General features: G+C 62.3%; 14 protein-coding genes and 2 pseudogenes. 4 read left to right on the top strand and 12 right to left on the bottom strand.

Annotated elements, in window-relative coordinates:
- Window positions 1–44: 44 nt before the first annotated feature.
- The 6 genes from purU to QQL85_RS18905 all read right to left on the bottom strand — a co-directional run bounded on the left by purU (window position 45) and on the right by QQL85_RS18905 (window position 7,610).
- Window positions 45–902: a formyltetrahydrofolate deformylase gene (purU, locus tag QQL85_RS18930; RefSeq protein ID WP_284355451.1), complete on the bottom strand. Its 858-nt coding sequence runs from the start codon at window positions 900–902 to the stop codon at window positions 45–47.
- Between the two features lie 12 nt (window positions 903–914).
- Complete coding sequence (locus tag QQL85_RS18925) at window positions 915–1,547, bottom strand: sarcosine oxidase subunit gamma (protein ID WP_198749670.1); 633 nt, start codon at window positions 1,545–1,547, stop codon at window positions 915–917.
- Window positions 1,548–1,729: 182 nt separating this feature from the next.
- Window positions 1,730–4,744, bottom strand: a complete 3,015-nt coding sequence (locus QQL85_RS18920; RefSeq protein ID WP_284355450.1) for a sarcosine oxidase subunit alpha — start codon at window positions 4,742–4,744, stop codon at window positions 1,730–1,732.
- Window positions 4,741–5,076 carry a sarcosine oxidase subunit delta gene (locus QQL85_RS18915; protein ID WP_284355449.1) on the bottom strand — a complete coding sequence of 112 codons (336 nt, stop codon included), beginning with the start codon at window positions 5,074–5,076 and terminating at the stop codon, window positions 4,741–4,743. Before QQL85_RS18915 ends, QQL85_RS18920 begins: the two co-directional genes overlap by 4 nt.
- Before the next feature lie 14 nt (window positions 5,077–5,090).
- Window positions 5,091–6,341: a sarcosine oxidase subunit beta family protein gene (locus QQL85_RS18910; protein ID WP_016484536.1), complete on the bottom strand. Its 1,251-nt coding sequence runs from the start codon at window positions 6,339–6,341 to the stop codon at window positions 5,091–5,093.
- Window positions 6,342–6,356: 15 nt separating this feature from the next.
- Window positions 6,357–7,610 (bottom strand): serine hydroxymethyltransferase, encoded by a 1,254-nt coding sequence (locus QQL85_RS18905; RefSeq protein ID WP_003255681.1) that lies wholly within the window; start codon window positions 7,608–7,610, stop codon window positions 6,357–6,359.
- A gap of 339 nt (window positions 7,611–7,949) precedes the next feature.
- Here QQL85_RS18905 and QQL85_RS18900 point away from each other — a divergent pair, with 339 nt between their 5' ends.
- Window positions 7,950–8,990 (top strand): low specificity L-threonine aldolase, encoded by a 1,041-nt coding sequence (locus tag QQL85_RS18900; protein WP_284355448.1) that lies wholly within the window; start codon window positions 7,950–7,952, stop codon window positions 8,988–8,990.
- 153 nt (window positions 8,991–9,143) lie between these two features.
- Here the strand turns inward: QQL85_RS18900 and QQL85_RS26815 are convergent, their stop codons facing one another.
- The 4 genes and pseudogenes from QQL85_RS26815 to QQL85_RS18885 form a co-directional block, all read right to left on the bottom strand.
- A complete protein-coding gene (locus tag QQL85_RS26815; protein WP_434482151.1) occupies window positions 9,144–9,872 on the bottom strand; it encodes a methyl-accepting chemotaxis protein in 729 nt (242 codons plus the stop codon).
- 135 nt (window positions 9,873–10,007) lie between these two features.
- Window positions 10,008–11,036 (bottom strand): annotated as a pseudogene (gene mcpH, locus QQL85_RS26810) (methyl-accepting chemotaxis protein McpH); the annotation flags it as partial.
- Between the two features lie 166 nt (window positions 11,037–11,202).
- On the bottom strand, window positions 11,203–11,505 hold the full coding sequence (locus QQL85_RS18890; protein ID WP_284355446.1) for a cell division protein ZapA: 303 nt from the start codon (window positions 11,503–11,505) through the stop codon (window positions 11,203–11,205).
- Entirely contained in the window at window positions 11,502–11,729 is a 228-nt protein-coding gene (locus QQL85_RS18885) for a hypothetical protein (protein WP_284355445.1), read from the bottom strand. Before QQL85_RS18885 ends, QQL85_RS18890 begins: the two co-directional genes overlap by 4 nt.
- 275 nt (window positions 11,730–12,004) lie before the next feature.
- Between QQL85_RS18885 and QQL85_RS26805 the strand changes: the two are divergent.
- Together QQL85_RS26805 and QQL85_RS26800 are read left to right on the top strand one after the other, a co-directional pair.
- Window positions 12,005–12,775 (top strand): annotated as a pseudogene (locus tag QQL85_RS26805) (MCP four helix bundle domain-containing protein); the annotation flags it as partial.
- Window positions 12,758–13,630: a methyl-accepting chemotaxis protein gene (locus tag QQL85_RS26800; protein ID WP_409347974.1), complete on the top strand. Its 873-nt coding sequence runs from the start codon at window positions 12,758–12,760 to the stop codon at window positions 13,628–13,630. The pseudogene QQL85_RS26805 and the gene QQL85_RS26800, both read left to right, overlap by 18 nt.
- A 39-nt stretch (window positions 13,631–13,669) precedes the next feature.
- Here the strand turns inward: QQL85_RS26800 and gbcB are convergent, their stop codons facing one another.
- Window positions 13,670–14,770, bottom strand: coding sequence for a glycine-betaine demethylase subunit GbcB (gene gbcB, locus QQL85_RS18875; protein ID WP_284355443.1), 1,101 nt, complete (start codon window positions 14,768–14,770; stop codon window positions 13,670–13,672).
- A 295-nt stretch (window positions 14,771–15,065) separates the two neighbouring features.
- Here gbcB and gbcA point away from each other — a divergent pair, with 295 nt between their 5' ends.
- Complete coding sequence (gene gbcA / locus QQL85_RS18870) at window positions 15,066–16,358, top strand: glycine-betaine demethylase subunit GbcA (RefSeq protein ID WP_284355442.1); 1,293 nt, start codon at window positions 15,066–15,068, stop codon at window positions 16,356–16,358.
- 34 nt (window positions 16,359–16,392) lie between these two features.
- Here gbcA and QQL85_RS18865 read toward each other — a convergent pair whose 3' ends face one another.
- Entirely contained in the window at window positions 16,393–17,160 is a 768-nt protein-coding gene (locus tag QQL85_RS18865) for an RHS repeat-associated core domain-containing protein (protein WP_284355441.1), read from the bottom strand.
- Window positions 17,161–17,270: the final 110 nt, after the last annotated feature.

Below are 17,270 nucleotides of genomic sequence, written 5' to 3'. Positions count from 1 at the left end.
TGGCCTCTTCGCGGGCACGCCCGCGAAGAGGCCAGTACAGACTGTTAAAGAACTACAGTCCGGTTGGCGTTGAGGAACACCCGCCGCTCAATGTGATAACCCACCGCCCGCGCCAGGGTCAGGCATTCGATATCACGCCCTTTGGCAATCAGGTCTTCCGGGTAATGGCTGTGGTCCACCACCTCGACACCCTGGGCAATGATCGGCCCTTCATCAAGGTCGTTGTTGATGTAGTGCGCCGTGGCGCCAACCATCTTCACGCCCTTGTTGTACGCCTGGTGATAAGGCTTGGCGCCCTTGAACCCAGGCAACAGCGAGTGGTGAATGTTGATCGCCCAGCCATCCAGGCGCCGGCACAGCTCGGGCGATAGCACCTGCATGTAGCGGGCGAGGATAACCAGTTCTGCGCCGGTCTCCTCGATCACCTGCAGCACCTTGCGCTCTTGCCCCGCCTTGTCCTTGGGGTCGAGCGCGAAGTGGTAGTAAGGAATCTTGTGCCACTGGGCCAACGGTTCAAGGTCGGGGTGGTTGGACACCACCGCAACCACGTCCATACCCAGTTGGCCGATGCGCTGGCGATACAGCAAGTCGTTCAGGCAGTGGTCGGCCTTGGACACCATGATCACCACCTTTGGGCGGTGATTCGGTGCGGTCAGCTCGAACGTCATGCCGAACGCGTCGCTGCGCTCGGCGAGGCCGGCACGGAAGCCCGCCTCGTCGAAATCGTCCGGCTGGCGGAATTCGACGCGAATGAAGAAGCGCCCCGACTGCCGGTCATCGAAGGAGTGGTGCTCCGTCACATAGCAGCGCTGCTCGAAGAGGTAACGCGTCACCACGTCGACGGTACCGAGCATGCTCGGGCAATCGGCGGTGAGAATCCAGGTATCCGGTGCCCGACTCATGTTCTGCTCTCCTTAAGCCTCGATGCTCAGGCCGTATTCAGCCGAAGCGTCCTGCAGCCACAGCCACCAGTAGTCGGAGAAGCTGCGGCGAATCACCAGTTCCCAGGTGTCTTCGGCGGTACGGCGGATCACCAGTTGCGACTTGGCGAACACGGTGCCGACAGCCTTGCCCACCGGGAAGTTGTTCGGGTGAACATCATAACTGGTGGACTTCATCAGCACTTCGCGCACGTTCGGGCCGCGCAGTTCCAGCAGGCTTTGCCCGCCGCTGACGTTGACCACCTGGATGTGCTGGCCTTCGAGGGCGGCACGCAGCTTTTGCTCGACCGCAACTTCCTGGCCACCCGGGACGATCAGCAGCCACTCGTCGGGCCCCATCCACTGCAGCGACATCTCGCTGTTGGCGACCACGGTCAGGGCAACCGGCAGCTCCAGGCCCAGGGCCTTGTGCACGCCGGCGGCGAATTCCGGGTTGTGGCCATCGCCACGGATAGTGAGGTGACCGAGGAATTTCTTTTCACGCAGGGTCACGCCTGCGTTCTTGCGGCCTTTGCCAACCAGGCTGGCCAGGTCGGCGTGGTGCAGTGGCGACTGGGCCTTGGCCTCGGCGCCGGGGTTTTGCTGGAAGACGTTGATAGCGCTCATTTCTTACCTGCCTTGAATTCTGTTGATCGCGAAGACCTGAGGTAGAACCTGTAGTCACAGACTGTGGGGATCCCATGTGGGAGCGGGTTTACCCGCGAAGAGGGCGGTGAATCCACCATCGCATTCGCGGGTGAACCCGCTCCCACAGAAACCGCATTTCAACCAGTGCTACGGGTGAAGCCTCAAACGTTCTGCCGCTCACCCTTCGGATCGAAGAACACCGAAGACACGATCTCCGCCTCGATCACGCTGCCATCCGCCTGTGGCGAGTAGACGCGCTCGCCCATGCGTTTGAGGCCGCCTTTGACCACACCCATGGCGAACGAATAGCCCAGGGAGTTGGACGCGTAGCTGGAGGTGACGTGGCCAACCATGTCCATCGGGATCGGCTGTTTCGGGTCGAACACCAGTTGGGCGCCTTCCGGCAGCCATTTGGTCGGGTCGACCGGCTTCAGGCCTACCAGCTGCTTGCGGTTCTCGCGCACGCAATCTTCACGGTTCATGCCACGCAGGCCGATCCACGAGTACGGCTTGTTGCGGCCCACGCACCAGCTCATGTTCAGGTCGTCCGGGTTCATCGAACCGTCGGTGTCCTGGCCAACGATGATGAAGCCCTTCTCGGCACGCAGTACATGCATGGTCTCGGTGCCGTACGGGGTCAGGTTGTACTTCTTGCCGGCCTCGATGATCTGTTCCAGCACGCCCATGGCGTAGTTGGCCTGCACGTTGACTTCGTACGACAGCTCACCGGTGAACGAGATACGGAACACACGGGCCGGCACGCCGCCGACGTTGCCTTCCTTCCAGGTCATGAACGGGAAGGCTTCCTTGTCCATGTCGATGTCGGTCAGCTCGCTGAGCAGCTTGCGGCTGTTCGGGCCGGACAGGGTCATGGTGGCCCAGTGGTCGGTGACCGAGGTGAAGTACACCTTCAGTTCCGGCCATTCGGTCTGGTGGTACAGCTCCATCCACTGCAGCACGCGGGCGGCGCCGCCGGTGGTGGTGGTCATGATGAAGTGGTTGTCGCCGACGCAGGCGGTTACGCCGTCGTCGAAGACCATGCCGTCTTCCTTGCACATCAGGCCGTAGCGGGCCTTGCCCACATCGAGCTTGGTCCAGGCGTTGGTGTAGATGCGGTTGAGGAACTCACGGGCGTCCGGGCCCTGGATGTCGATCTTGCCCAGGGTGGAGGCGTCCAGCAGGCCCACGCTGTCGCGCACGGCCTTGCATTCACGCGCCACGGCGGCATGGATGTCTTCACCGGCTTTCGGGAAGTACCAAGGGCGCTTCCACTGGCCGACGTCTTCGAACTCGGCGCCGTTCTTCACATGCCAGGCATGCAGGGCGGTGAAACGCACCGGCTCGAACAGGTGACCACAGTGACGGCCCGCTACCGCGCCGAACGTCACCGGCGTGTAGTTGGGGCGGAACATGGTGGTGCCCATTTCCGGAATGGTGATGCCGATCGAACGGGCGGCGATGGCCAGGCCGTTGATGTTGCCCAGCTTGCCCTGGTCGGTACCAAAGCCGAGCGCGGTGTAGCGTTTGACGTGCTCGACCGACTCGAAGCCTTCACGGGTGGCCAGCTCGATACCGGCGGCGGTCACGTCGTTCTGCTGGTCGACGAACTGCTTCGGCCCTTTGGTGCCTTTGTCGTGCGGCACCTGGAACAGCGCCACAGTGGCCTCTTCCTTGCGCGCCACGGTTTTTGGCAGGGTGCCAACAGTGGCTTTGAAGCCCGCTTCGGTGGCTGCGCGCACGCCGCCTTCGAAGCCATCGGCAATCACGTCGCCAAGGGCGTAAACGCCGTTGATACCACCCACGCACTCACGCTTTTGCGGCGCATCGCCCGGCACGAAGCCGAGGATGTCGTCACGCCATACCGGGCGACCGCCCAGGTGCGAAGCTAGGTGGACGATCGGGCTGTAGCCACCAGAGGTTGCGATCAGGTCGCACTCAAGGGTTTCGCCCGGGCTGGTGACTTTGTGTGCCTGTACATCGATGGCCGCCACGCGGGCGCCGGTGACATGCTTGCTGCCTTTGGCCTCGACCACGGCGCTGGAGGTGAGGATGCGAATGCCTTTGGCACGCGCCTCTTCAACCAGCGAGCCACGTGGGTTGTGGCGGGCATCAGCAATGGCGACCACTTGCAGGCCTGCGTCGTGCCAGTCCAGCGCGGCGCGGTAGGCGTGGTCGTTGTTGGTCGACAGCACCAGCTTGCGGCCCGGGGCCACGCCGTAGCGACGAACGTAGGTGGAGACAGCACCGGCCAGCATGTTGCCCGGTACGTCGTTGTTGCCGTACACCAGCGGGCGCTCGTGGGCGCCGGGCGCCAGTACCACGCGCTTGGCGCGTACACGGTGCACACGGTGGCGCACCTGGCCAATCGGTGCGCGGTCGCCGAGGTGGTCGGTGAGGCGCTCGTGAATGGTCAGGAAGTTGTGGTCGTGGTAGCCGTTGACCGTGGCGCGTGGCAGCAGGGTCACTTCCGGCAGGCCTTCCAGCTCTTTGATCACAGCGTTTACCCAGTCGGCGGCAGGCTTGCCGTCGAGGGTTTCGCGGCTGTCGAGCAGGCTGCCGCCAAACTCTTCCTGCTCGTCAGCCAGGATGACACGGGCACCGCTGCGCGCAGCAGCCAGTGCAGCGGCCAGGCCTGCAGGGCCGGCACCGACGATCAACACGTCGCAGTGCTGGTTCATGTAGTCGTAGCTGTCCGGGTCGTTCTGCAGCGGTGCACGGCCAAGGCCTGCTGCCTTGCGGATGTACTTCTCGTACGTCATCCAGAACGATTTCGGGTACATGAAGGTTTTGTAGTAGAAGCCCGGCGGCATCATGCTGCCGCCCACCTTGCCGAGGATGCCCATGACGTCGTTGTTGACGTTCGGCCAGCCGTTGGTGCTGGTGGCGACCAGGCCTGCATACAGCGCCTGCTGGGTGGCGCGCACGTTCGGGATCTGGGTGGCTTCGCTGGAGCCGATCTGCAGGATGGCGTTCGGCTCTTCGGTACCGGCAGCGATGATGCCGCGTGGGCGCGAGTACTTGAAGCTGCGGCCGACGATGTCGACGCCATTGGCCAACAGGGCGGCGGCCAGGCTGTCACCGGCATAACCCTGGTAGGTCTTGCCGTTGAAGGTGAAGTTCAGGACCTTGCTGCGGTCGATGCGGCCGCCGCTGGCGAGGCGATAGGTCTGGCTCATACTTTTTCCCCTTGGCCTTTGACGGTCGACGGTGCGCTGTTTGGCTTGCCGTTGGCGGTCACTTGCGGCTTCTCGCCAATCTTGTAGGTTTCCAGAATTTCGTAGGTCACGGTGTCACGGGTGACGTTGAAGTACTGGCGGCAACCGGCAACGTGGTCCCACAGTTCATGGTGAATCCCGCGTGGGTTGTCACGGTAGAACATGTAGGTACCCCACTCCTCGTCGGAGCAGGCGGCAGGGTCCAGCGGGCGGGCGATGTGCGCCTGGCCAGAGGCGTGGAACTCTTCTTCGGAGCGCAGCTCGCCGCAGTGGGGACAGAAAATATGCAACATGACGGTGTCTCCGGTTAGTGGGCGACGGCGGCGGCGCCGTGTTCGTCGATCAGTGCGCCGTTGTAGAAACGGTCCATGGAGAACGGCGCGGCCAGTGGGTGCATTTCGCCCTTGGCCAGGCTCGCGGCGAAGACGTTGCCCGAACCCGGGGTCGCCTTGAAGCCGCCAGTGCCCCAACCGCAGTTGAAGAACATGTTCTTGACCGGGGTCTTGGTGATGATCGGGCAAGCGTCCGGCGAGGTATCCACAATGCCGCCCCACTGGCGGTTCATGCGAACACGCGAGAGGTTGGGGAACATCTCGACGATGGCCTGGAGGGTGTGCTCGATCACCGGGTACGAACCGCGCTGGCCGTAGCCGACCCAGCCGTCGATACCGGCACCGATCACCAGGTCGCCCTTGTCGGACTGGCTGATGTAGCCGTGCACGGCGTTGGACATGATCACGCTGTCGATGATCGGTTTGATCGGCTCGGATACCAGTGCTTGCAGTGGGTGCGATTCCAGCGGCAGGCGGAAGCCGGCCAGCTTGGCCATGTGCCCGGAGTTACCGGCGGTGACCACGCCGACGCGCTTGGCGCCGATGAAGCCTTTGTTGGTTTCCACACCGATGACCGCGCCGTTTTCCTTACGGAAGCCGATCACTTCGGTTTGCTGGATCAGGTCAACGCCCAGGGCGTCGGCGGCACGGGCATAGCCCCAGGCCACGGCGTCGTGGCGGGCCACGCCACCACGGCGCTGAACGGTTGCTCCCAGGATCGGGTAACGGGTGTTCTTCGAGCAGTCCAGGTACGGGATTTCGGCCGCGACCTGGGCGGTGTTCAGCAGCTCGCCATCGACGCCGTTGAGGCGGTTGGCGCTGACGCGGCGCTCGGAGTCACGGATGTCTTGCAAGGTGTGGCACAGGTTGTAGACGCCGCGCTGGGAGAACATCACGTTGTAGTTGATGTCCTGGGACAGGCCCTCCCACAGCTTCATGGCGTGCTCGTACAACTGCGCCGACTCGTCCCACAGGTAGTTGGAACGCACGATGGTGGTGTTACGGGCGGTGTTGCCGCCGCCCAGGTAGCCCTTCTCGATCACGGCAACGTTGGTGATGCCGTGCTCTTTGGCCAGGTAGTAGGCCGTGGCCAGGCCATGGCCGCCACCGCCGACGATAACCACGTCGTACACCTTTTTAGGGGTGGGGGTGCGCCACATGCGCTGCCAGTTTTCGTGGTGGCTGAGGGAGTGTTTGAAGAGGCCGAAGCCCGAGTAGCGTTGCATGGTCGTTTACTCCACTCAGCGGTAAACAGGGAAGTCTGCGCACAGCGCCGCGACGTTCTTCGCCACATCGGCTTCGACGTCTGCGTCACCGAGGTTGTCGAGGATGTCGCAGATCCAGCCGGCCAGGGCCACGCACTGCGCAACCTTGAAGCCGCGGGTGGTGACGGCCGGGGTGCCGATGCGCAGGCCCGAGGTGACGAACGGCGACTGCGGGTCGTTCGGCACGGCATTCTTGTTGACGGTGATGTGCGCGCGCCCCAGGGCGGCGTCGGCGTCTTTGCCGGTCAGGCCCTGACGGATCAGGCTGACCAGGAACAGGTGGTTGTCGGTGCCACCGGAAACCACGTCGTAGCCGCGGTCGATGAACACCTGGGCCATGGCCTGGGCGTTTTCGATCACTTGTTGCTGGTAAGCCTTGAAGCCAGGCTCCAGTGCTTCCTTGAAGCACACAGCCTTGGCGGCGATCACATGCATCAGTGGCCCGCCCTGGGCGCCCGGGAATACAGCGGCGTTCAGCTTTTTCTCGATCTCTTCGTTCGACTTGGCCAGGATCAGACCGCCACGTGGGCCGCGCAGGGTCTTGTGGGTGGTGGTGGTGACCACATCGGCGAACGGGATCGGGTTCGGGTACAGGCCAGCGGCAACCAGGCCGGCTACATGGGCCATGTCGACGAACAGCAGCGCACCGACCTTGTCGGCGATGGCGCGGAAGCGTGGGAAGTCGAGGGTCTTGGAGTAGGCCGAGAAACCGGCAACGATCATTTTCGGCTTGTGCTCGACCGCCAGGCGCTCGACTTCGTCGTAGTCGATCAGGCCAGTATTGGTGTCGATGCCGTACTGAACAGCGTTGTACAGTTTGCCCGAGGACGACACTTTGGCGCCGTGGGTCAGGTGGCCGCCGTGGGCCAGGCTCATGCCGAGGATGGTGTCACCGGCCTGCAGCAGGGCCAGGTAAACAGCACCGTTGGCCGACGAGCCGGAGTGCGGCTGTACGTTGGCGTAGTCGGCACCGAACAGCTGCTTGGCGCGCTCGATGGCCAGGGCTTCTACCTTGTCCACATGCTCGCAGCCACCGTAGTAACGCTTGCCCGGGTAGCCTTCGGCGTACTTGTTGGTCAGGCCGCTGCCTTGGGCCTGCATGACGCGCTTGCTGGTGTAGTTCTCCGAGGCGATCAGCTCGATGTGATCTTCCTGGCGCTGTTCTTCGGCATTCATCGCCGCCAGCAGTGCGTCGTCATAACCCTGGATCTGGTCTTGCTTGCTGAACATCGTGTATCTCCCGGCAGCGATCGTTTTTTGTCGTGGGGCACTGTGGCCCTTTGTGGCGATGTTATGACTGGTCGGGGCAGGTCAGATGCCTGCGCACGCCTTGCAATGGCGCGTTTACGACATTCGTTTTTTTGCTGTTGCTGCTGGCCTCTTCGCGGGCAAGCCCGCTCCCACAGGTACGGCGGCGCTCTGAAGGCTTGTGCTATCCCTGTGGGAGCGGGCTTGCCCGCGAAGAGGCCAGCACAGACAACCTCGAATCGAGCGTATGCACAGCTTGTATAGGCAACTGCTGAATCGATGGTTTAGAGTGCTGTTCTGCGTCGTTCACAGGACCGTGTCATGACAGATAAGAGCCAACAATTCGCCAGCGACAACTATTCCGGCATCTGCCCCGAAGCCTGGGCAGCGATGGAAAAAGCCAACCACGGCCACGACCGCGCCTACGGCGACGACCAGTGGACCGAGCGCGCCTCGGAATACTTTCGCAACCTGTTCGAAACCGACTGCGAGGTGTTCTTCGCCTTCAACGGCACCGCCGCCAACTCCCTGGCCCTGGCCTCGCTGTGCCAGAGCTATCACAGTGTGATCTGTTCCGAGACCGCCCACGTCGAAACCGACGAATGCGGCGCGCCGGAGTTCTTCTCCAACGGCTCCAAGCTGCTGACTGCGCCCAGCGTCAACGGCAAGCTGACGCCACAGTCGATCCGCGAAGTGGCGCTCAAGCGCCAGGACATCCACTACCCCAAGCCGCGGGTAGTGACCCTTACCCAGGCCACTGAAGTCGGCACCGTGTACCGCCCCGACGAGCTGAAGGCGATCAGCGCCACCTGCAAGGAGCTGGGGCTGAACCTGCACATGGACGGCGCGCGCTTTACCAATGCCTGCGCGTTCCTGGGCTGTAGCCCGGCCGAGCTGACTTGGAAGGCCGGCGTCGATGTACTGTGCTTTGGCGGCACCAAGAACGGCATGGCGGTGGGTGAGGCGATCCTGTTCTTCAACCGCCAACTGGCCGAAGACTTCGACTACCGCTGCAAGCAGGCCGGGCAACTGGCATCGAAAATGCGCTTCCTGTCGGCGCCGTGGGTGGGCCTGCTGGAAGATGGCGCCTGGTTGCGCCATGGCAACCACGCCAACCATTGCGCGCAGCTGCTGGCGTCGCTGGTGAGTGATTTGCCGGGGGTGGAACTGATGTTCCCGGTGGAGGCGAACGGGGTGTTTCTGCAGATGCCGGAGCACGCGATTGAAGCGTTGCGGGGCAAGGGGTGGCGGTTCTATACCTTCATTGGTAGCGGCGGGGCGCGGTTCATGTGTTCGTGGGATACCGAGGAAGAGCGGGTGCGCGAGCTGGCGGCGGATATCCGCAGCATCATCACCGCCTGACAGGCCGCATTCGCGGGCAAGCCCGCTCCCACAGGGACCGCGCAGGCCTCAAGGCCTGTGACGAGCCTGCTAGAGCCACAGGTGCAGCACTGCTCTCAAAGGCAATGATGAACCTGTGGGAGCGGGCTTGCCCGCGAAGAATCCAGCACCGATCTAGAGCTTGAATCCCCCCATCTGCCGCGCCAAGTCGTCCGCTAGGCCGCGCAACGCCTGGCACTCTGCCCGACACCCTTGCACCTCTGCCGCCGTCTCCCGCGCCAGGTCGGAAATGCCCTGCACCGTGCGGTTGATTTCCTCAGTCACCGCCGACTGCTCTTCCGTCGCCGTGGCCACCTGATGGTTCATGTCGCTGATGTGCTCCACCTGGTCGGTAATCGCGCCCAACGACGCCCCGGTGCGCTGGCTCGATGCCACACCACTGCCAGTCGCCTGCTGCCCCGCGTGCATCGAACTCACCGCCGAACCCGCGCCCTGCTTCAGGCGCTGGATCATCTGTTGCACTTCGTCGGTGGACAACTGCGTGCGTCGCGCCAGCGTTCGCACTTCGTCGGCCACCACGGCAAACCCACGCCCCATTTCCCCTGCCCGCGCAGCCTCGATGGCAGCATTCAGCGCCAGCAAATTGGTTTGCTCGGAAATACTGCGGATAACCGCTAAAACTTCGTCGATCGAGGCAACTTCGTCGGCTAACTTGCTGACTGAGTCAGCTGCCTTGCCGATGTCGCTCGACATGCCCTCGATGCCACGAATCGAGCGTTGCACGACCTCCCGCGCCTGCAACGCCTCATCCCGTGCAGACTGCGAGGCCTGGGCCGCATCACCAGCATTGCGGGCAATATCCTGCACGGTCAGGCCCATCTCGTGTACGGCAGTGGCAACCATTTCGGTCATTTCCTGCTGCCGCCCTGAGCGCTCAGCTGTGTTGTCCACAACTTGGGTCACCTGCTCGACCGCCCGATGCAGCCGTTCGGAGGTCTGCAACACCTCGCCAATCAGGCTGCGCTGGCTGTCGAGGAAGCGGTTGAAACCGCGCGCCAGGTCACCCAGTTCATCCTGGCGCGAATCATCCAGGCGGTGGCTGAGGTCGCCTGCCCCACTGCCAATCTCCACCAGCGCAGCGGTCACGCGGCGGATAGGCCGCACCAGGCCCCGCGCCAGCAGCACCACCAGCAGCAGCGACACCAAGGCCACACCGCCACCGATCAGGCTGGTCAGCCATACCGCCTGATGCATTGGCGCGTAGATTTCCGACTCCGGCACCTCGGCCACCAGCGTCCAGTTGAGGTCGCGCAGGGGCAGGCCCAGCGCCAGGTAGCGTTCGCCGTCACGGCTGAAACGGCTGTTGCGCAGGCCTTCGCCGCCCGTCATCACAGCCTTGGCAGCGTCTGTACCGAGCTGCTCGGCGAGCTGGCGCTTGCCGCTGAAGGCAGCGTCCGGGTGCACCTGAATCAGGCCATCGTTGCGCACCAGGAAGACCTTGCCATGCTCGCCAAAGCTGAAGTCGTGAATCAGCTTCGACAGCTCGGTCATGCGCAGGCCCATGCCGGCCACGCCCACCAGCTGGCCGTGCTTCTCCACGCGATAGTCGATGAACAGCGCCAGCTCACCGGTGGCACCGTCGATGTCGATGTTGATCAGGCGCTCGGCGCCGCTGTCGATGTAGCCGTAGAACCACTTGTCCTTGGGGTTGCTGCGGTCAAGGGTGCGGTCCAGGCCATTTTCGTTGTAGTAGTGGCCGGTTTCGGTCGAGGCGAACAGGGTGGTGAACGCCTTGTTGCGCTGCTTGGCGGCGGCCAGGTATTCGATGAATTGTGGGGCTTGGGCGGGGTCTTCGCCGGCTGCAAGCCAGTCGCGCAGCAGGGTGTTGCCGGCAATGTCTGCAGCCGCTACCAGCGGCTGGCCGAGCATGCGCTCGATGTCATTGCGGATAGCTTCGATGCTGGCAGGCAGCGCAGTGTCGACCAGATAGCGGTCGGTGAGGCGATTGAGCGCCACGGTGAAAATGATGACCACCACCAGGATACTGGCCAGCAGGGCGGCGCCCATGCTGGTGATCAACTGCCACTGGATGCTTTTACGCCAGATACGCATGCCCCTACTCCCCCGCACATTATTGTTTTGCGGAAAGTGTATACACTTGCGTATCCAGTTAATCCAGTGACCTGGAACAATGAGTTGGGCCTTGGGGGCGCGAAGCGCCCCCAGCTATCGATCAGGACTCTGCAATGGTCCGCACGATGGCATTCACCGTGGCGTCGATCTGCGCTTGGGTACGTGCCAGGGTCTGCTGGTGTTCTTTCTGCAGTTCAACCTGTTTGGAGCACAGGTTAAGGGCAGCCAGCACCAGCAATTTGTCACCGATCAGGGTCGGGTACTGACGCTTGGTCTCGTTCAAGACGGTGTTGAGCATCCGCACCGCCTGGGCCAGGGTTTCTTCCTGGCCTTCGGGCGCCTTGATCGAATAGTCGGTGCCGAGAATCGACACGACATTGACCGGCTGCTCTTGCAATCTCATGCGCCGATGCCAGCGCTGGCACGATCAACCAGCGCCTGCAGGCGGGCGGCGGTGCTGCCGTTCTTCTCTTCCTGCTCCATCAGCGACAGTTGCAGGGTTTCGTTCTCTTCCTTGGCCTGGGCCAGTTGCGTGCCGAGGGTGGCGTTCTGCTCGGTGAGTTGAGCGTTTTTCTGCATCAGGTCGCTGACCAGTTGCTCGATTTGATTCAGGGAAGCTTCCAGCATGGGTCTATCTCAGGTTGTTGCGAGGGGCGCACACGATAAAGAAAAGTGCGGCCCATCGCCATTAAATATCGGATTCATAAGGTGTCTAGCCCGCAGATTGACAGGGTAACCACCCCCTTGTTCCGACCTGGGTCAACCGCCGGTCAGGAAAAGGTTAGCCACCTCACATTTTTTGCCGGGCGCACTCAAGACTGGCCAGCCACGACCGATAGCCCGGCAAGTCATGTTTTGTCGCAAATTGCGCACCTTTTTCCCTTGCCTGGATCCTCTCCTCCATGTCTCTACGCAACATGAATATCGCCCCGCGCGCGCTGCTCGGCTTCGCGCTTATTGGCCTGCTGATGCTTGGCCTCGGTGTCTTTTCGCTGATACAGATGGGTAATATCCGCCAGGCCGGCGTGGCCATCGAACAGGTCAGCGTGCCCAGCATCAAGATCCTTGACGAGCTCACCGCGCTGAACCTGCGCATGCGCACCCTCTCCTACCGCCTGCTGCTCAACCGTGAGCCAGAAACCCAGCGCGATACCCTCAACCTGCTGGACCAACGCAACAGCCAGATCGACCGCGCACGCCAGGCCTACCTGCCCATGATCACCGCTGCCGACGAACAGGCCGCGTTCGACCAGTACAGCCAGTTGCTCAACCAGTACCGCCAGCTGGAGTCGCGCATGCGCACCCTGAGCCAGGCCGACCGCCTGGACGAGCTGCGCGACCTGCTGAACCGCGACCTGCTGGCCAATTCCGAGCAGATCAACAAGGTCATGGACACCCTGGTGCGCATCAACACCGACCAGACCCGCGCCACCAACGAGAAAGCCGCCAGCCAGTACGCTGCGGCTTTCGCCCTGGTGATCGGCCTGCTGGTTGCCGCCACCGTGCTGACTTTCGCCTGCGCCTTCCTGCTGACCCGCAGCATCGTCAAACCGATCGAAGAGGCGCTCAAGTGCGCCGAGCAAGTCGCCGACGGTGACCTGACCCACGTCATCCGCGCCGAAGGCACCGACGAAGCCGCCCGTTTGCTGCGCGCCATGGCCCGCATGCAGGACAAGCTGCGCGATACCCTGCAGCTGATCGCTGGCTCTGCGACCCAGCTGGCCTCGGCGGCCGAAGAGTTGAATGCCGTCACCGACGAAAGTGCCCGTGGCCTGCAACAGCAGAACAACGAGATTGAACAGGCCGCCACGGCCGTCACCGAAATGACCAGCGCTGTGGAAGAAGTGGCGCGCAACGCCGTGAGTACCTCGGAAGCGTCCAGTGAAGCCAGCCGCTCTACCGGAGACGGTCGTGACCTAGTGATGGAGACCGTGGGCGCCATCGAGCGCATGAGCGGTGATGTGCAAGCCACTGCCAAACTGATTACCCACCTGGCCGAACAGTCGCGTGACATCGGCAAAGTGCTCGACGTGATCCGCGGCCTGGCAGACCAGACCAACCTGTTAGCACTGAACGCCGCCATCGAAGCAGCGCGTGCCGGTGAAGCTGGCCGTGGTTTTGCCGTGGTGGCGGATGAAGTGCGTGCTCTGGCCCATCGTACCCAGCAGTCGACCAGCGAAATCGAGCGCATGATCGGCAGCATTCAGGGCGGTACGGAAGAAGCGGTGGAGTCGATGCGCACCAGCACCGAACGCGCAGAGTCCACCCTTAACATCGCCCGGGGCGCGGGCATGGCGCTGGATACCATTGCCGGGGCAGTGGCACAGATCAACGAGCGTAACCTGGTGATTGCCAGCGCGGCGGAAGAGCAGGCGCAGGTGGCGCGGGAAGTGGACCGCAACCTGGTGAACATCAATGACCTGTCGGTGCAGAGTGCTACCGGGGCGCATCAGACCAGCGCAGCGAGTGCCGAGCTGTCGCGGTTGGCCGTGGACCTCAATGGCCTTGTAGCCCGGTTCCGTACTTGAAACAGTTGGGGCCGCTTTGCGGCCCCCTGTAATTCCGGATCAGTAATCGATCCGCACATCCCCTTTCGGCACGCTGCAGCACGACAGGATGTAGCCCTCGGCTTCGTCCTCTTCGGTAATGCCGCCGTTGTGCTCCATCTCCACCTCACCGCCCAGCTTGAGCACCTTGCAGGTGCCGCAAATGCCCATGCCGCAGGCTTTCGGGATCATCAAGCCAACCTTGGCCGCCGCCGCATGCACGGTTTCGCCCGGGGCGATGCGGATGCTCTTCTCGCTGCCGATGAACTCCACCAGGTTGAGGTCGGAAGCATCCAGCTCCGGCGCATCAGCCGCCTGCTCGGCGTGCTCCACCGCATCGGCCTTGGCCTCGGGTGGGGTCGCGCCGAACGATTCCTCGTGGTAGTTCTTCATGTCGAAGCCGACCGCTTCGAGCATGCGCTTGACCGCCGTCATGTAGGGCGTCGGGCCGCAGCAGAACACCACGCGGTCCATGTAGTCCGGGGCGATCAGCTCCATCAGGCGCTGGTTCAGGTAACCGCGGTACCCCGCCCATGGCTCACCCAGGCCGTGCTTCTCGCAAATGATGTGCAGGCTGAAGTTAGGGATGCGCGAGGCCATCTGTTCCAGCTCGCGGTGGTAGATGATGTCCTTCGGCGAGCGGGCGCTGTGCACGAACACCATGTCGACGTTGGCGTTGGTGTCGTAGAACCAGCGCGCCATCGACATCACCGGGGTAATGCCCACGCCCCCCGACAGGTACAGCGCCTTGCCCGCCGGGAAATCGATGGCGTTGAACAGCCCCACCGGGCCGTGCACCGGCAGCTCGGCGCCTTCGTGCATGGTGTCGTGCAGGAAGTTGGACACCAGACCGCCCGGCACACGCTTGACGGTGATCGAGAAGCTGTAGGGCACCGAGGGCGAACTGGAGATCGTGTAGGAGCGCATCACCGGCTTGCCTTCGATCTCCAGCTCCAGGGTGACGAACTGCCCGGGTTTGAAGAAGAACATGATCGGCTGGTCGGCCATGAAGCAGAAGGTGCGCACGTCCCAGGTCTCCTGGATGACCTTGACGCAGCGCACGATGTGGCGGCCGTTGGCCCAGGTCTGGGTGGTGACCGGATTGAGGAAGGTATCAGACATGTTCATCTCCAGCAGCCGACTATCGGGCTTTTTATGGCTTGGATAATGCGCAAGCTTGCGGCTGCGTACATTCCTGCCAGCGACATCGACGTGCTTATCGCGACCAGCCCCGCGCGGCAAGGGTTGGCGCGTCGTAATTCAAATCGGCCATGTCGCCCATGGATACGGTTCTCGGCGGCTTCGGACGCACACTCCACGGCAAAACAACTAGCTGTTTCTTGATGAGCAGCCTTGCGGCACCACAACAACGATTAGCCACCTTTTGCCGGCCGCACACGGCCCCGAGGAATACACGATGGACGTCACCGCAACCCTGAGCCTGGGCGATCCACTGGAACCTGCACGCAAGGCCACCGCCGAGATGCTGCAGACCCGCGAGCGCACCTACTCGCTGCCCCAGCCTTTCTACACCGACGAGCGTCTGTTCCAGATCGACATGCAGGAGATCTTCCAGAAAGAATGGCTGATCGCCGGCATGACTTGCGAAATTCCGGCGAAAGGCAACTACATCACCCTGCAGATCGGCAACAACCCGATCCTGGTGGTGCGCGGTGCCGAAGGTAAGGTGCACGCCTTCCATAACGTCTGCCGCCACCGCGGTTCGCGTTTGTGCGTGAGCGACAAGGGTAAAGTGGCCAAGCTGGTGTGCCATTACCACCAGTGGACCTATGAACTGGACGGCCGCCTGCTGTTCGCAGGCACCGAAATGGGCGCCGACTTCGACATGAAGGAGTACGGCCTGAAGCCGGTGAACGTGAAGGTGGCCGGCGGCTACATCTTCATCAGCCTGGCAGAAAACCCACCCGCCATCGACGAGTTCCTGGCCACCCTGGACCACTACATGGAACCGTACGACATGGAGAACACCAAGGTGGCGGTGCAAACCACCTTGATGGAAAAGGCCAACTGGAAGCTGGTGCTGGAAAACAACCGCGAGTGCTACCACTGCAGCGGTTCGCACCCGGAGTTGCTGCAAACCCTGCTGGAGTGGGACGACACCAACGACCCACGCGCCAGCCAGGAATTCAAGGACCATGTGGCCGCTTCGGCCGCTGCGTGGGAAGCCGAGAAAATCCCGTACCTGCACAAGAGCCACGGCCTGCGTAACCGCATCGTGCGCATGCCGCTGCTCAAGGGCACCGTGTCGATGACCATGGACGGCAAGCAGGCCTGCCAGAAGCTGATGGGCCGCATCAAGAACCCGGACCTGGGCTCGATGCGCATCCTGCACCTGCCGCACTCGTGGAACCACTGCATGGGCGACCACATGATCGTGTTCACCGTGTGGCCGATCAGCGCCCAGGAAACCATGGTCACCACCAAGTGGCTGGTGCACAAGGACGCCGTGGAAGGTGTGGACTACGACCCAGAGCGCATGCGCAAGGTGTGGGACGCCACCAACGACCAGGACCGCCGGCTGGCGGAAGAAAACCAGCGCGGGATCAACTCCACGGCGTATCAGCCTGGGCCTTACTCGAAGACTTACGAGTTTGGTGTGGTGAACTTCATTGACTGGTACAGCGGGCGCATGCTGAACAACCTGGGGGCGGAGCCGGCGCCGTATCTGAAGGAAGTACAGGCGCAGTAATTCCCCGACACACTCTGAGTGGCGACACATGTCGCTACTCGGGGTGCGTGTTACTACCTATGTCAGGTGACCTTATTTTTGCACCTGTTTGTGAAGCTTGCGTTCTCCCCAAAGGCGACATAGGCGTCAAAGGCGTCACCGGTGCCTGCACCGTCCATGGCTTTGCCTGTGCGAGCTTCCAAGCCTCATAGGTCGAAGTGCCGAGCGAAACGCTAGTCAATGCCGCCAGCGCCCAGGTTTGCCATTCCTTCCCTGGTTCGGCCGTCCTTGCGATGCCCAGGGTCAAACCCGCTATCGCAGACCCCGCACTGATGCTGGACATGATCCAGTCCTTGGCGCTTGCCCGGGTAATCATCAATTCAGGACTCGATGATCCAACAGCGCTGCGGGATACCACGCCGCGTTTGTAGAACGACCTGAACCTCAATCCACTGATGAACAAGCCTGCCAGGTTGGTGAGGATACTCAGGGCGGGCAACACATAATCCTCTGCTTTCTGCCCACTAGGATCTATGTGATTGACAGGGTCCCCCACGCAATATGCATAGGCATTCATACCCCCACGCTCAAATGGGCTGAGGTTATCCGGCCTCACGAATCGCATCAGCGTTGGACTATAGGAGCGATGGCCATTTCCCAACGGGTAATTTCCAGTCAATGGATCCCGATACTGTCCACAAAAAGCCAGCCCTGGTGCAGGGGCAGCCTTCATGGCGCCGTAAGGCACATAGGCACGCGGGCCAACGGGAAGCGCACCTAGTACAGAGTGTTGCCGATCGGTATTTAGCAGGAACGTCGCCATGAGTTATCCACAAATACGAAAACCTGTGGATACGGTAATGGTTGGCTGGAAACTATCGTACTGGCAAAAATGTCAGGCAGGCCACTGATCATTAATTGATCATATCTGCC

The organism is Pseudomonas putida (assembly GCF_030159595.1).
GTDB classification, from domain to species: Bacteria; Pseudomonadota; Gammaproteobacteria; order Pseudomonadales; family Pseudomonadaceae; genus Aquipseudomonas; species Aquipseudomonas putida_AC.
Note: the sequence above shows the minus strand (reverse complement) of the source record. Positions and strands in the feature narration are given on the sequence as shown.

Bases quoted from the DNA above. Each gene is read 5' to 3' on its own strand.
- QQL85_RS18925 (WP_198749670.1), bottom strand. From the start codon at position 1,547: ATGAGCGCTATCAACGTCTTCCAGCAAAACCCCGGCGCCGAGGCCAAG.
- QQL85_RS18865 (WP_284355441.1), bottom strand. From the start codon at position 17,160: ATGGCGACGTTCCTGCTAAATACCGATCGGCAACACTCTGTACTAGGT.
- QQL85_RS18885 (WP_284355445.1), bottom strand. From the start codon at position 11,729: ATGCTGGAAGCTTCCCTGAATCAAATCGAGCAACTGGTCAGCGACCTG.
- purU (WP_284355451.1), bottom strand. From the start codon at position 902: ATGAGTCGGGCACCGGATACCTGGATTCTCACCGCCGATTGCCCGAGC.
- QQL85_RS18920 (WP_284355450.1), bottom strand. From the start codon at position 4,744: ATGAGCCAGACCTATCGCCTCGCCAGCGGCGGCCGCATCGACCGCAGC.
- QQL85_RS26815 (WP_434482151.1), bottom strand. From the start codon at position 9,872: ATGGTTGCCACTGCCGTACACGAGATGGGCCTGACCGTGCAGGATATT.
- QQL85_RS26800 (WP_409347974.1), top strand. From the start codon at position 12,758: ATGGCCCGCATGCAGGACAAGCTGCGCGATACCCTGCAGCTGATCGCT.
- QQL85_RS18915 (WP_284355449.1), bottom strand. From the start codon at position 5,076: ATGTTGCATATTTTCTGTCCCCACTGCGGCGAGCTGCGCTCCGAAGAA.
- QQL85_RS18900 (WP_284355448.1), top strand. From the start codon at position 7,950: ATGACAGATAAGAGCCAACAATTCGCCAGCGACAACTATTCCGGCATC.
- QQL85_RS18910 (WP_016484536.1), bottom strand. From the start codon at position 6,341: ATGCAACGCTACTCGGGCTTCGGCCTCTTCAAACACTCCCTCAGCCAC.
- gbcA (WP_284355442.1), top strand. From the start codon at position 15,066: ATGGACGTCACCGCAACCCTGAGCCTGGGCGATCCACTGGAACCTGCA.
- gbcB (WP_284355443.1), bottom strand. From the start codon at position 14,770: ATGTCTGATACCTTCCTCAATCCGGTCACCACCCAGACCTGGGCCAAC.
- QQL85_RS18905 (WP_003255681.1), bottom strand. From the start codon at position 7,610: ATGTTCAGCAAGCAAGACCAGATCCAGGGTTATGACGACGCACTGCTG.
- QQL85_RS18890 (WP_284355446.1), bottom strand. From the start codon at position 11,505: ATGAGATTGCAAGAGCAGCCGGTCAATGTCGTGTCGATTCTCGGCACC.